This window comes from Sphingomonas sp. SRI_018, from assembly GCF_057586275.1.
Window position 1 is genome coordinate 259,810 of record NZ_JBYCZO010000001.1, and the last position, 13,959, is coordinate 273,768.

The 13,959-nt window shown below is 56.9% G+C and carries 11 protein-coding genes; all 11 read left to right on the forward strand.

All coding sequences use genetic code 11. The annotated features are described in order from the left end of the window. Positions 1-80: 80 nt before the first annotated feature. The 11 genes from AC2YHA_RS01330 to AC2YHA_RS01380 all read left to right on the forward strand — a co-directional run bounded on the left by AC2YHA_RS01330 (position 81) and on the right by AC2YHA_RS01380 (position 13,949). On the forward strand, positions 81-677 hold the full coding sequence (locus AC2YHA_RS01330; RefSeq protein WP_487400069.1) for an FKBP-type peptidyl-prolyl cis-trans isomerase: 597 nt from the start codon (positions 81-83) through the stop codon (positions 675-677). Between the two features lie 927 nt (positions 678-1,604). Beyond that, a complete protein-coding gene (locus tag AC2YHA_RS01335) occupies positions 1,605-2,873 on the forward strand; it encodes a sugar transferase (protein ID WP_487400070.1) in 1,269 nt (422 codons plus the stop codon). Between the two features lie 62 nt (positions 2,874-2,935). Further along, a complete protein-coding gene (locus AC2YHA_RS01340) occupies positions 2,936-4,210 on the forward strand; it encodes a nucleotide sugar dehydrogenase (RefSeq protein ID WP_487400071.1) in 1,275 nt (424 codons plus the stop codon). Positions 4,211-4,214: 4 nt separating this feature from the next. After that, entirely contained in the window at positions 4,215-5,279 is a 1,065-nt protein-coding gene (locus tag AC2YHA_RS01345) for a Gfo/Idh/MocA family protein (protein ID WP_487400072.1), read from the forward strand. After that, on the forward strand, positions 5,276-5,833 hold the full coding sequence (locus AC2YHA_RS01350; RefSeq protein ID WP_233783363.1) for an acyltransferase: 558 nt from the start codon (positions 5,276-5,278) through the stop codon (positions 5,831-5,833). The genes AC2YHA_RS01345 and AC2YHA_RS01350 overlap by 4 nt, the downstream gene beginning before the upstream one ends. Next, a complete protein-coding gene (locus tag AC2YHA_RS01355; RefSeq protein WP_487400073.1) occupies positions 5,826-6,938 on the forward strand; it encodes a DegT/DnrJ/EryC1/StrS family aminotransferase in 1,113 nt (370 codons plus the stop codon). Before AC2YHA_RS01350 ends, AC2YHA_RS01355 begins: the two co-directional genes overlap by 8 nt. Before the next feature lie 22 nt (positions 6,939-6,960). Then, on the forward strand, positions 6,961-8,268 hold the full coding sequence (locus tag AC2YHA_RS01360; RefSeq protein ID WP_487400074.1) for a lipopolysaccharide biosynthesis protein: 1,308 nt from the start codon (positions 6,961-6,963) through the stop codon (positions 8,266-8,268). Then, positions 8,265-10,085, forward strand: coding sequence for a right-handed parallel beta-helix repeat-containing protein (locus AC2YHA_RS01365; RefSeq protein WP_233783360.1), 1,821 nt, complete (start codon positions 8,265-8,267; stop codon positions 10,083-10,085). Before AC2YHA_RS01360 ends, AC2YHA_RS01365 begins: the two co-directional genes overlap by 4 nt. A gap of 104 nt (positions 10,086-10,189) precedes the next feature. Next, positions 10,190-11,398 (forward strand): glycosyltransferase family 4 protein, encoded by a 1,209-nt coding sequence (locus tag AC2YHA_RS01370; protein ID WP_487400075.1) that lies wholly within the window; start codon positions 10,190-10,192, stop codon positions 11,396-11,398. Positions 11,399-11,412: 14 nt separating this feature from the next. Continuing rightward, positions 11,413-12,576 (forward strand): glycosyltransferase, encoded by a 1,164-nt coding sequence (locus AC2YHA_RS01375; RefSeq protein ID WP_487400076.1) that lies wholly within the window; start codon positions 11,413-11,415, stop codon positions 12,574-12,576. Beyond that, on the forward strand, positions 12,573-13,949 hold the full coding sequence (locus tag AC2YHA_RS01380; RefSeq protein WP_487400077.1) for a hypothetical protein: 1,377 nt from the start codon (positions 12,573-12,575) through the stop codon (positions 13,947-13,949). Before AC2YHA_RS01375 ends, AC2YHA_RS01380 begins: the two co-directional genes overlap by 4 nt. Positions 13,950-13,959 lie beyond the last annotated feature (10 nt).

The window sequence follows — 13,959 nt, forward strand, 5'->3', positions numbered from 1 at the left end:
CGCGCGTCCGCGCGATGGCCTGAGTCAATTTAGTCAACTTTTCTCCTGCCGGCCGCCCGCCGGGGACTAGGACGCCAGCCATGTCGACGGTCACCGCCGTTCCGATTCCGCCCACCAAGCGGCGGGTGATCGTTTACCTCGTCCTCGGTATCCTGCTCGCGGTGGCCGCGGCGGCGGCGCTGGCATGGCAGGTGCCGACCGATCCGGCGCTGGCCTTCCTCGGCAAGAACGCGCGGCAACCCGGTGTGGTCACCACGGCCTCCGGCCTTCAGTATAAGGTGCTGGAGAAGGGCCAGGATGGCCCGTCCCCGACCGATACCGACGTCGCGCTCGTCAATTACGAGGGCAAGCTCGTCGACGGCACCACCTTCGATAAGTCACAGCAGCCGACGCCGATGCCGGTCGCCGGCGTCGTGCCGGGCTTCTCCGAAGCGTTGAAACTCATGCACAAGGGCGCGAAGTACCGCTTCTGGATCAAGCCGAGCCTCGGCTACGGTGCGAAGGGCGCCGGGCCGATCCCGCCCAATTCGGTGCTGGTGTTCGACGTCGAGCTGCTCGATTTCCTGCCCGAGGCGGTGATCCGCCAGATGCAGATGCAGCAGCAGATGCAGAATGGTGGGGAACCGAGTGTTCCCGGCGGACCGAACGGTGTTCTGGGAGCGCAGCCTGGTCGTTGATCGCCTGCGCCTCATGTGTTGACGAAACGACAGTCCTGGATGGCGTTGTCTCTCATCGTTCCTGCTGCTGATTACGCCCAATGAGGAAAGTGACCCGACGGGATTGGCTCGCCCTATCTGCTCCGGCCATTGCCAGTATTCTGGTGGCCTATTTTCATAGTCAGCAGAAGGGATGGGTCGCAGGTATAGCGACCGGAGCAATCATGTTTGCTTTCGCCGTTTGGATATGGCGGCGACAAATCATCAAATATCCCGGAGACACTTGGAAAGCCCGCCTCTAGGCAATTTGTCCACGCCGCCTAGAAACAGCGGAGGTTGCTAGATTGCAAAGCTGCCGCAGAACCGCGCGGTGATCGAAACGGTCGCGGGCATGAAGAGCATATTAGCCGCACGTGCCTGTCAACGTCGAGATGGGGCAGTCGAGGAACTGCTTTTCGCTTCGGCGAAATATCAGCCGGTGCTGCCAACCGCTCGTGCAGCGCTCGATCTCGAAGGATGAAGCGCGCAGCGTCGGTCGGTAGTCGGAGCGGCTGATCGCCGAACATGTATCGCTGCGCGGAGTGCGGGGACGCGGCAATGCATCTATGAGGATTTGCCGGCGCTGGCCGGCTCAGCCAGGGTCGCTTCCATCCCGCTACGATCATCTCGCTGACGCGACTGCGCTCCGTCGCGCAAGAAACCATGCCGCTGAAAGTTTCATCCTCGACATCGGGAGGAAACTATCGGTAAAGGCCGATGGCTGCGGGGAAGGACAGCCTAGAGCTATCAGTACCACTTCCGCCTACGCGGCCTTGTCTCGGATGAGGAGCGAGGATCGAGCATCAGAGTAAACGTTGATGTCTGTAAGAGTCCTGTCCGGTCACAACGATTAATGTTCCGGTCTTTGCTCCGCATCACCATGGAGTAGTTGGCGAACGCCCGTGCAATATGACCTCCAGTATCCTGTCGCATCATAGTCATTGGCATCGTCTGCGATGGCAGATGTTTTGGGGCGTGGTCGCAGCCATTCTGCCGATTGCCGCGCGTGCGATCTTTATGCCACAAGCGGAACAAGTTTTTTTTGTGACGGCGTATGCCTTCTGGGGGAGTTTGGTAGGAATATTTTCTGGTATCATATTGGCCCGGAATCTTGGGCGCTATCCAGGAGTCGAAAAGGCTTCGGCAATTATTCCTAGTTTTTCGGTAACATTTGGAATTGTATTTGCAGTATTTTTACTGCTGCGCTTGGATTACAGCCGATGGATTTTGATTGGCGCATATATCTGCGCCGTTGGCATATTTTACCTTGGATATGCGCAGGTTTTCGGACGTAAGCGCCTGACCATCGGTGCCCTGTTGCGAGAAGACGACGCACTTTTGGATATCGAAGGTGTCGATTGGGTCCCGTTGGAGAACCCGGGACAGCAAGTCTCAGAAATGGACGCCATCGCCGTCGATCTTCGTGCGGACCTTCCTGTCGAGTGGGAACGGCGCATCGCGGATTTCGCGCTGTCGGGGATTCCTGTCTACCACAGCAAGCATCTGGCGGAATCGCTAACCGGCCGCGTCGAACTCGAGCACTTGTCCGAAACCAGTTTTGGCACTCTGTCGCCCCCATATGCGTATATGGCCCCCAAACATCTAGCAGATCGGATTGCGGCGGCCGTGGCGCTCGTTCTGCTGTCGCCGTTGTTGATCGTTGTGGCGATCCTGATTCGTTTCGATTCACCTGGGCCTGCAATTTTCAAACAACAACGCGTCGGGTTTCGTGGTAAGCCGTTCATCGTTTACAAGTTTCGGACCATGCGTATCAAAGCGCCGGGTGATGAGGAGGGCCGAGACGAAGCGATCACCCGCGCCAACGACGATCGTATTACCTCTTTGGGTAAATTCCTGCGCCGGTCCCGCATCGACGAGCTGCCGCAAATCATCAATGTCCTCAGGGGGCAGATGAGTTGGATCGGCCCCCGACCCGAAGCGCGGGTTCTGTCGAGTTGGTATGAATCCGAGATCCCATTCTATCGCTATCGGCATGTGGTGCGGCCAGGAATCACCGGCTGGGCGCAAATCATGCAAGGGCATGTAACGGATGTCGATGATGTGAGAAGTAAATTATATTACGATTTCTATTATATTAAAAATTTTTCTTTGTGGATTGATAGTCTAATCATCGTTCGTACATTTGTCACCATGGTTACTGGATTTGGTGCAAAATAATCCTTGAGATTATTTATTATGGTATCTGAGGGGCTATGGGTAAATTAGAAATATCTTTGAAAATGGAAAATAAGTCGGCGGTCATAGGCGTCATTGGCCTGGGATATGTCGGTTTGCCGCTGGCCCTGCGCTTCTCCGAAGTGGGCTACCCGGTCCTCGGTTTCGATATCCATCCCGGTAAGGTCGAGCGCCTCAACGCCGGCGAGACGCTGATCGAGCATATTCCATCCTCCGCGGTTGCCGCCGCGCGCTCGCGGAGGTTCAGTGCCACAACCGATTTCTCGCGAATCGGGGAAGCGGATGCGCTTATCCTGTGCGTGCCCACTCCATTGACGAAACACCGTGAGCCGGACCTGTCGTTCGTTCTCAATACGCTGGAATCACTCCTGCCGTTTCTGCGTCCAGGCCAGATCCTGTCGCTCGAGAGCACGACTTATCCGGGCACGACGGAGGAGGAGTTGGCGCCGCGGATCGAGCGCAGGGGCTTTACCATCGGCGAGGACGTGTTCCTGATCTACTCGCCTGAACGCGAAGATCCCGGCAATCCCAACTTCAGCACTAACACGATCCCGAAGATCGTTGGCGGCATGACGCCCGCGTGCCTTGATGTCGGCCTGGCATTATATGGTAAAGTGATCGATAAATTGGTTCCAGTTAGCTCAACTCGAGCAGCTGAGCTCACCAAGTTGCTTGAGAATATTCATCGCGCGGTGAATATCGGTCTAGTCAATGAAATGAAGATTGTCGCCGACAAGCTCGACATCGACATCCACGAAGTGATCGCCGCCGCTGCTACGAAACCATTTGGCTTCACCGCCTATCAGCCGGGGCCAGGGTTGGGCGGCCACTGCATTCCGATCGATCCCTTCTATTTGACGTGGAAAGCACGCGAATATGGCGTGCATACGCGTTTCATCGAGCTTGCCGGGGAGGTCAATTCGGCCATGCCCGATTATGTTATGATGAAGCTTGTCGCGGCTCTCAACGAGCGTTCCAAGCCGTTGAAGGGTAGCAAGGTGCTGGTACTTGGTATCGCCTACAAGAAGAATGTCGACGACATGCGTGAATCTCCCTCCATCGTCCTGATGGAGAAGCTGCGCGATGCCGGTGCTGATGTAAGTTATTACGATCCGCATGTCCCGATCTTCCCGGAGACGCGGGAGCATCATTTCGACCTTTCCAGCATTACTCTGACCGAGGCAAACATCGCGGATTTCGATTGCCTCCTGCTCGCTACCGATCACGATCGATTTGATTATGAGCTTATCGCACGTGCTTCACTGGTCATTGATAGCCGCGGACGGCTTCCGGCCGCGGCCAATGTGGTGAAGGCGTAATCGCATGACAGCATTTGTTCCCATAAAGGGTCGCAAAGTCCGCTTCGCCCTGGTCGGATGCGGTCGCATTTCCAAGAATCATCTCGAGGCGTTGGGCGCGCTCGCTGAGGATGCTGAGCTGGTGGATGTGTGCGACATCGATCCTGCCGCCCTGCGTGCGGCAAGCGAGCGGTCCGGCGCGACATGCCATGACTCGCTCGATGCGATGCTGGCGTCCACGACGGCCGATGCCGTGATCTTGACGACGCCCAGCGGCATTCATCCGGCGCAGGCCATCGCCGTCGCGCGTAGCGGCCGCCATGTCGTGTCGGAAAAGCCGATGGCGACCCGCTGGTCGGACGGGTTGCGCATGGTGCGCGAGTGCGACGAGGCCGGCGTGCGGCTGTTCGTAGTCAAGCAGAACCGTCGCAACGCCACGCTGCAGATGCTCAAGCGGGCAATCGAGGCGGACCGTTTCGGACGTATTTATCTGGTAGCTCTCAACGTTTTCTGGACCCGCCCGCAAGATTATTACGACGCCGCCAAATGGCGCGGAACCTGGGAGTTCGATGGGGGCGCGCTGATGAATCAGGCAAGCCATTACATCGACCTGCTGAGCTGGTTGATCGGGCCGGTGGAAAGCGTCCAAGCTTATTCGGCAACGCTGGCACGCAAGATCGAGGCGGAAGACACGGCGGTTGCCAGCCTGCGCTGGCGTTCTGGAGCGCTCGGCAGTCTGAGCGTGACGATGCTGACCTATCCCAAGAATCTTGAAGGGAGCATCACTGTCCTAGGCGAGAAAGGGACTGCGCGCATCGGTGGCGTCGCGGTGAACGAAATGAAGGAATGGAGCTTCGCCGAACCGCACCCCGACGATGCCGCCATCGAGGAAGCCAGCTATCACACCACTTCGGTGTACGGCTTCGGCCACCCGCTCTATTATCGCAACGTCATCGACGTGCTGCGCGGCGAGGCGGAGCCGGAGACGGATGGCCGAGCGGGTTTGCAGTCGCTGGAATTGCTGACCGCCATCTATCGTGCCGCGCGCGATGGCACGCGGGTCGCATTGCCACTGGAGCGATCCGCGTGAAAGCCCATGAAACCGCGATCGTCGATCCCGGCGCCGTCATCGGGGAAGGTACACGGATCTGGCACTGGACTCATGTATGCGCAGGCGCGCGGATCGGGGCGGGCTGCTCGCTCGGACAGAATGTGTTCGTTGCCAATGATGTGATCATTGGTGACAACGTCAAAATCCAGAACAACGTCTCTGTCTATGATGCCGTGACGCTGGAAGACGATGTGTTCTGCGGGCCCAGCATGGTTTTCACCAACGTTTACAATCCGCGTTCGGCAGTCTCGCGTAAGGATGAGTACCGGCCTACGCGCGTAAAACGTGGCGCCACGCTGGGAGCCAACTGCACGATCGTGTGCGGCGTCACGATTGGGGAGTATGCCTTCGTCGGCGCCGGCAGTGTCGTAAATCGAGACGTTGTCCCCCATGCGCTTATGATCGGCGTTCCGGCGCGGCGGGCAGGATGGATGTGCCGGTGCGGGCTGCGCCTCGTTGGTCAGGGAGAGGTGCGCTGCGCGTGCGAGCGCACCTATACGGTAAGCACGGAAAGCTGCGTGGAGCATGACTGACAAGATCGAATTCATCGACCTCAAGGCGCAGTATCGCGCGCTCAAGCATAAAGTCGACGCCCGCATCGCCACCGTACTCGATCATGGCCGTTTCATCATGGGGCCGGAGATCGCGGAACTCGAACAGCGGCTGGCGGCCTATGTCGGGGTGGAGCATTGCATCGGCGTCGCGTCGGGCACGGAGGCCCTGCTGATCGCCCTCATGGCGCTTGATGTCGGGCCCGGCGACGAAGTCATCACCACGCCCTTCACCTTCGCGGCCACGGCGGAAGTCATTGCGCTGGTCGGCGCCACCTCTGTGTTCGTCGATATCGACCTGGCGGACTGCAACATCGATGCGAATCTGATCGAACGGGCGATCACGCCGGCTACCAAGGCGATCATCCCGGTATCGCTCTATGGACAGTGCGCCGACATGGACGCGATCAACGCGATCGCCGCGCGCCACGGCGTGACGGTGATCGAAGATGCGGCGCAGAGCTTCGGGGCGACCTATAAGGGCCATCGCAGTTGCGGCGTGTCGACGATCGGCTGCACCAGCTTCTTCCCGAGCAAGCCGCTCGGCTGCTACGGTGACGGCGGCGCTATCTTCACCACCGACGCCGCGCTCGCGCAGGCCATGCGCGAGATCCGCGTCCACGGCCAGAGCAAGCGCTACCAGCACGACCGGGTCGGCGTAGGGGGGCGGCTGGATACGATCCAGGCCGCGATCCTGCTCGCCAAGCTGGAGACCTTCGAGGAGGAAGTCGCGGCCCGGGTCCGTATCGGCGATCGTTATCTGGCGATGTTTGAGGGCGCGCCCGGCATCGACGTGATCCGGGTGGGGCGTGACAGAAGCTCCGTATGGGGCCAGTTCACAATCTTGGTCGAGGACCGCACAAAGTTTGTCGCGCACCTCACGGCCGCCGGCATCCCTACCGCAATCCACTATCCGATCCCGTTGCATCGCCAACCCGCCTATGTCGAACTCTGCCGGCTGGCGGGGTCGCAGGATCGCGCCGAGTGGGCGGCCGCCAGGGCGGTCAGTTTGCCAATGCACCCATTTCTGTCCGCCGAACTTCAGGATCGGATCGTCGAGGCCGCGCTGAAGGCAGCGCAAGCCTAGTTACAAACGGGTAAGGCGACTGATGCGCCCGTGGAGAAATATCCGTAAATCACCGTTTGCGCGCAGCGTTGGCGGCATGATGGCATATACAGCAATCGGCCAGAGCGTGTACCTTCTGACCGGACCGTTCATAGGGAGAATATATTCTCCCTATGAGTTTGGACTGTACGGCCTGTTTTTCACCTTCGCGGTGACAGCGGTCGGGATCATATTCCTCAACTATGATTTTGCCATACCTGCAGCGAGCTCCGACGATGATGCGCGAGCCCTGACCAGGGGCGCTTTCACGCTCGCGCTGACGCTGACACCGCTTGCCGGCATGGTCATGGCAGCGATGATTCTGTTCCAGGTGGCGGGGTTCGGAGGCCTGCCCCTCACCGCACCATTGATGCTTATGGCACTTCTCTCCAGCCAAGGTTTGGTCCAGCTGCTGCAGAACTGGAGCATCCGCCGTCACGAGACCGTCGTCATCGGAAAAGCCAGCGTGACGATGAACGTCGTGCGCGGCGCGACACAGATCGCGCTCGGGGCGCTGCTGCCGAGCTGGTGGATACTCGCGGCCGGAGAGGTTCTGGGAAGGATCGGAAATGCATTCCATCTGGCGCGGATATCGCCCGCGCCGGGATCAGATATCGCGCCTCGGGGCTTGCAGCAGGAGGCGGTACCGAATGCATTGCGCCGGTATCGCCAGTTCCCGCTGGTTCTGCTTCCTTCTCAGGTCATCGACGGCAGCGTCGCTTTCATCCAGTCAGCCGGACTGGCCTATCTCTTCGGTGCGTCGGGACTCGGTCTCTTTTTCATGATGCGCCGTACGCTGGACCTGCCGGTTGCCTTCGCATTCAGGAGCCTGAGCGACGTCTTCTACGCGAAATTGGCGCAGGATGCGCGGCAGGCGCCGGAACGCGTGCGTCCATTTTTCGTTCGCAGCGTTCTGTTGATTATGGGCTTCGGCTTTGCCGGAGGCATTCCGGCCATGTTCGCGAGCCCGACCCTATTCGCCTTCATTTTTGGTGCTGAATGGCGGGAGGCTGGCGTGCTGGCCGCAATCATGGCGCCCGCCTCGATCATGAATCTTGCAGTTGCGCCGGTCGCTCGCGTCTTTGCGCTGACGACTCGACCGTATCTGCGATACTGGTTCACTGGAATCAATCTGCTGGGAACGATTGCCGCGCTCGTTGCGGCCTGGGCATGGCCTCTGAACCTTACGTGGACCACGGCCTGCCTCTCGGCAGTAACATTCACGGCATATGTTGCCTATTTTGCGGCTGGGTATGTGGCGAGCGCAGCGCTGATCGGACAGGAACCAGGAACCGTAAGGAGCATCCCTTGATCGATGTCTCACGGCGTGGGTCGTTGGGCGCAATGTTGACGATGTCGGCCTCCGGATCCGTCTCGTTGAAGCATTTCCCTCCGCATGGCACCGTTGTATCGGTGACGGATTTCGGTGCTGTCGGGGATGGCCGCGCCGATGACACGAATGCGTTCAGAGCGGCGCTCAGCGCCGGCGCCCATGTGTTGGTCCCGCCCGCGCTGAAGCACTATCGCATCACGCGGTCGATCACGCTGCAGCGTCCAGGCCAGCGGCTCGTCGGGTTCGGCCCGCTTTCGCGCATCGTCTTTGATCCCCAGACAGGGCGGCAGGAAAACCTCTTCATCACGCAGCAGGATGATAGCGGCTTCAGCCAGCTGCATCTCACGCCGAGCGCCACGACGAGCAGTCTGTTCGAAGGATGGGCGATCGTGATCGTCGGTGCGCGGCGCGTCGTGGTGGAGGATTGCCAGTTCAGCGCGATGCGGCGAGGTGGCGTGCTGTTGTCGGACAGCAACGACTGTCGCGTCATCGGAAACAGCTTCATCGACAGTCTCGTGAAGGGCGATGGCAGCGAGCGTCAGGCAACGACTGGATACGATGTTCTAGTCGCGGGTGCCTCCTCCCGAAACCTGATTCAGGGCAATCAATGCTTCAGCGGCGTCGGAGTCGCGATCGGTTGTCAGACGGTGACGGCAGGTAAATCCCAGCATGGGAATATCGTCAGGGATAACACCATCGTCGGCTATCCCTGCTACGGTATCATGGTTTATCTGAGCGCCCCGACGGACAGCATCAATGGCGTGAACATTGAAGGCAATGTCATAGAGGACGTCAGCGGCAGCATCTGGACTGACGGAAAGACGCTCTTCTACGGATGCGGGATATATCTCCAGACCTGCAACGACATGATCGTTACAGGAAACCGTATCCTGAGAACCAATACGGACCGACGACTTCCGTTTTCTGGAAGCGCCGTCCCCGCGGCGATCGGAATCAGCGGCTTTGGCAATGCTGTAATCTCGGGAAACATTATCGATACCTGTCACCACGGGATCGCCAGCATCCAGACAACCGCACCGCCAAAGCCGGGCGACGGTACGATCGTCGCGGATAATCTGATGCGAAATTGCGACGGTGCCGGGGTCTGGTTGGCCGACGGCGTGGCTGCCACCGTACATGACAATCGCCTCATCGCGACACCGGGGAAGGGCACGCACGGCATTTTCGTGGGCCAGTTCGCCTCCACCTGGATGGACGCGTTCTCGGTGCGGGGAAACGACGTGGCGAATTTCGCCGTCGGCGTGGAGGTGAGCGGGGCGAAGATACCGAAGGCAGAAATCTCCTCAAATCGGATCAGGGGGGCAACAGGGAACGCAATCCACTCCGCGGCGGCAACCACCATCATCCATTTCAACGAGACTGAGGGCCGATTTGGCATCAGCATCGCTCCGACAGCGGTCCGCGGGTTCTGCCGCGACAATGTCGTGACGGCATCCAAGACCGGGATCATCGACGATGGCGGCAGCGGTATAGTCGTCGAGGACAATGCGGTGACTGCCAAAGCACCGTTCAGCACATCGATCGCGCAGACGCTGCCGGCGGGCAGCGCACCGGCGGTGCTGCCAAAGCGCTGGTTCCGCAAACAGGAATCTAGTCCAATCACGGAGCTTCAAGGCGGATTCGAGGGGCAACGAATCTCGATCATTGCCGATGCGCCGTTCATATTGCGCAATAGCAGTTCGATGATAATGCGGAGCGGCGGCGACGTCGAAGTCGCGCGCGGTACAGTTATCACGCTCGTCCGCTTGGAGGGTGTTTGGCGTCAAATGATGTAAGCGTGATAATGAAGATCGATAAAGCAACATTTGACTAACTGAGTCTCATTGCAAGTTACTAGCTCAGATGGGCAATCCGATATGCTATCGGTGGAGGCGGTTCGTTGAAAATTCTCATCATGTGTGACCTGTTTGATGAAAATATCGGTTCCCAAGAAAACATTCTTGTGAAATATTTTCGTAAACACGGTCACCAGGTGACGATATTTACTTCAACATACGAATCAGTTTTTGACTTTATTGCTAATCGGCACGATGCGACGAAACCAGGTAGGGTGTATTACATTGACGATTTGAAAGTAATACGTGCCCCATTTCGGATGAATTTACTTCATAAACTCCGTTCCTATCGGGGTGTCAAGGAAGCCATCAAAGAAGTGGCGCCGGACATGATATTCATGCTCGATATCATGCCGGATATGCTTGAGGTTGTTCGTTACAAAAAGCGAAATCCACATGTTCGATTTGTAATGGATTATCACGCTGACTACAGCAATTCTGGAAAAAATTGGGTATCCATAAAGATACTTCATGGCGTACTGCGTAAATTTATATTATATCGTGGATTGCCATACCTTGATGCGATTTATCCAGTCACTCCTGGCTCCGGAGATTTTCTTAATGAGGTTTATGGGGTAAGCTGGGATCAGATGACATTGCTCCCTTTAGGGGCGGATATGGATAGTGGCATCGAGATCGCTCGACGCGAGGAAGGTCGCGCCCTGCGTAAAGAGCTGGGGATAGCGCCCGAGACAAAGGTGATCTTCTCGGGGGGGAAGTTCGCCAAGCTCAAGCGCACCGAGTTGCTGATAGAGGCTGTGCGGAGGCTGCCGCATCAGCCAATCGAGCTCGTGATTGTAGGCGCGGCAAATATCGGTGAGGAGGAATATGCAGCCATGTTGCGGGAGGTCGCAGGCGATGACCCGCGCATTCATTTCGTCGGGTGGCAGGACAACGCGGGCCTGTTCCGCTTCATGGACATGGCCGATCTCGCCATCTTTCCTGCCAGCCAGTCGAGCCTCTGGGTCCAGGCGGTGTCCATGGGATTGCCGCTGGTCGTCGGCAATTTCGGCGCGCAGGATACGTCTTATATGAACGCGCATGACAATATCATCGAGCTGTCACGCGACGAAATACGCGCCGATCGGCTCGCCGAAATAATCGAGGAGCTGGTTTCCGATCCGGAGCGTCTGGCGTCCATGGCCGCCGGCGCCCGGCGAACCTTCGAGGAGGTTCTTGACTGGGATACGCTCGTGGGGAAGGTGACCGGTCAATCCGAATCCACGAGCCGGATCGAGCGCGCTTCCGCCTAAAACAGGAGAGTGTTTTGTCGAACATTCTGGTAAATGGGCTGAAGTCAAAAGTCGGTGGTGGGAAGATTATATTTGATACTTATCTTCGTCTCCTGATCGAGAGCGAGTCAGATGATACCTATTTTGTCCTGACGCCAGATAGATGCAGCTATGCTAGTTTTGAATCTGATAATATCAAGATAATTGATATTCCGCGCTGGGCGCACAGTAATTTAGCAACGCTGCCGCTATATCGACTCATCATGCCAAACCTTTTGAACAATCTCAGGATAGATGCTATATTGAATTTCGGGGATATTGTTATCCCAACGGACGTGCATCAAGTGTACAACTTCGATTGGGCGTTCGCCGTATATCCGAATCATGCGATATGGGGGAAGCTGCCTTTACGAGACAAGGTGTTCTTCAGATTGAAGCTCCATTTTTTTGAGGCGTATTTGCGAAGAGCCGCCGTAATCATGGCTCAAACACAGGCAATGAAGAGCCGTCTCGAGGCGCGCTATCGTTTGGACAATGTGGTTCTGGTTCCTGCCGCGGTGACCGTGGCCGAGGCCTCATCGTCGAAAAAATCTGTATTCGACCTGCCGAAAGGCCGATTCAAGTTCGTGTATCCGGCGAATTACTATCCTCATAAGAATATTGATATCCTCGAGCGCGTCGCCGCGGAACTCAAGGCGCGCGATGTCGATGTCGTGATCGTGCTGACGATCGATCCGAAGGAGCATGAAGCGGCAGGGCGGTTTCTGGATCGGATCAAGTGCGGCAACCTAGACGACGTTCTGATAAACGTCGGCCGCGTCTCCGCCGAGTATATTCCGGCGCTCTACCAGGCTTGCGACGCGCTGCTGATGCCGACGTTGCTCGAGACCTTCGGTCTCCCCTATGTCGAGGCGATGGATCATCGAAAGCCGATCGTCACATCAGATATGGATTTTGCGCACGCCGTCTGCGGCGAGGCTGCGCTGTATTGCGACCCGATGGACCCATTGTCGATCCTGGCGGCAATGGAGCGCGTCTGGCAAGACGAAGAGGTGCGCGCCTCGCTCGTCACCAATGGTGTGCGGCGGTTAAGCGCAATGTGGGATTGGCCAAGAGTTTTCGCGGAATATCAGTCTCTTGTCATGCAGGGGTTGGCGGGGCGCTCGCCTATCGGCGAGCAGGGAGTTGCATCTTCATGAGCGGTCCGGAAATCGGAATAATCGAGTCGACGCCAGATTGCAGCGCGATCGGACGTCAGGAGTCGATCTTCAGTATCGGCCGGACCGTCAATATGATTATTGGCTTGGTATATTTGATAACATTCAGGCAGGTGTACTGGAGTTACATCAGTTTGGAATGGGGCTATACTGGTCTGATATATAGTGATCTCAATTTTTATGAATTATCATTTATATATTTGTCCGTTGCTATAGTGTCGCTTTTTCTTCCTTCAAAATTCAACAGGCCATCATCCATAATCATATGGTTCATGTACGCCTTCTTGTATGTGCCCACTATGGCAATCACAATGATGATTGGTGCAAAGGGGGCGGGAGAATACATACCAAGCCTGGCATCTTTCTCGATCGGCTTTCTGTTGATATGCCATATAACTAATAAATCTCATGTGGAGAATCCAAGCGACGGATTTGAGCCTGGATACCTATTGGTAAGTGTCATTGCAATTCTATTTGCTTTAAGTACGGTTGTTATATGGTATGTTTTCAATGACATCATGACCTTTGCTGGCATAGATGATGTTTACGTCCAACGATTCGTCGCTGCAGATCGGACCGTCGGGGTTACGGGCTATCTGCGCACCTACTACGGCTCTATTTTCGCCCCTCTGTTGATCGCGATTGGGGCGGCGCGCCCTTCCCGGTGGCCGCTGGTGATATTGGGAATACTGGGTATGATCATGTCATACATGGTCGATGCGTCCAAGATATCGCTGGTTATTCCCTTGGCCATGCTTGTCACAGCCGCCGCGTTCCGTTGGTCTGGCCTGAAACTCTACCACTTCACTGCGGGTATGGTAATGATATGTCTCGTTAGCGCCCTGCTGACGAGTTCAACGCGGTTTGTGCGCTTCCTTGCGGATCTTATTCTGCTTAGGTCTATATCCATTCCTGCGCAGACGTTTGCTCAATATTACGACGTGTTTTCGGTCAAGGGATATACTTGGTGGAGCAACCTGTCCGGATTGAATCTCATTTTGCCGCCGCCTGCCACCTTTCGGCTTGATCAGTTCTGGCCCGTCCTAGGTCAGATAGTCGGCGCGGAGTATTATGGTTTCTACAGTCGCGTGAATCTTAACGCTAACCCATTTGTGGGTGAGGGGGTGGCCGCTGCGAGCTGGTTTGGCGTACTGGTGATTTCGATTGTTCTGGCTTTCTATCTTAAGTTTTTGGACCAACTTTCGGCGAAATGGAATCGGCAACTGGTGCTCGTATTGATGGTGCCGGTCGGGCTCACGTTGACCAACGTGCATCTATCGACGTTCCTGGTCTCGTTCGGCGGGTTGGCATGGCTGGCCCTGTTCCGCTTTTATGGTCCGAGAGGCGAAGTTTGACCAGGCGCTG

Bases quoted from the DNA above. Each gene is read 5' to 3' on its own strand.
- AC2YHA_RS01355 (WP_487400073.1), top strand. From the start codon at position 5,826: ATGACTGACAAGATCGAATTCATCGACCTCAAGGCGCAGTATCGCGCG.
- AC2YHA_RS01330 (WP_487400069.1), top strand. From the start codon at position 81: ATGTCGACGGTCACCGCCGTTCCGATTCCGCCCACCAAGCGGCGGGTG.
- AC2YHA_RS01340 (WP_487400071.1), top strand. From the start codon at position 2,936: ATGGAAAATAAGTCGGCGGTCATAGGCGTCATTGGCCTGGGATATGTC.
- AC2YHA_RS01345 (WP_487400072.1), top strand. From the start codon at position 4,215: ATGACAGCATTTGTTCCCATAAAGGGTCGCAAAGTCCGCTTCGCCCTG.
- AC2YHA_RS01380 (WP_487400077.1), top strand. From the start codon at position 12,573: ATGAGCGGTCCGGAAATCGGAATAATCGAGTCGACGCCAGATTGCAGC.
- AC2YHA_RS01335 (WP_487400070.1), top strand. From the start codon at position 1,605: ATGACCTCCAGTATCCTGTCGCATCATAGTCATTGGCATCGTCTGCGA.
- AC2YHA_RS01360 (WP_487400074.1), top strand. From the start codon at position 6,961: ATGCGCCCGTGGAGAAATATCCGTAAATCACCGTTTGCGCGCAGCGTT.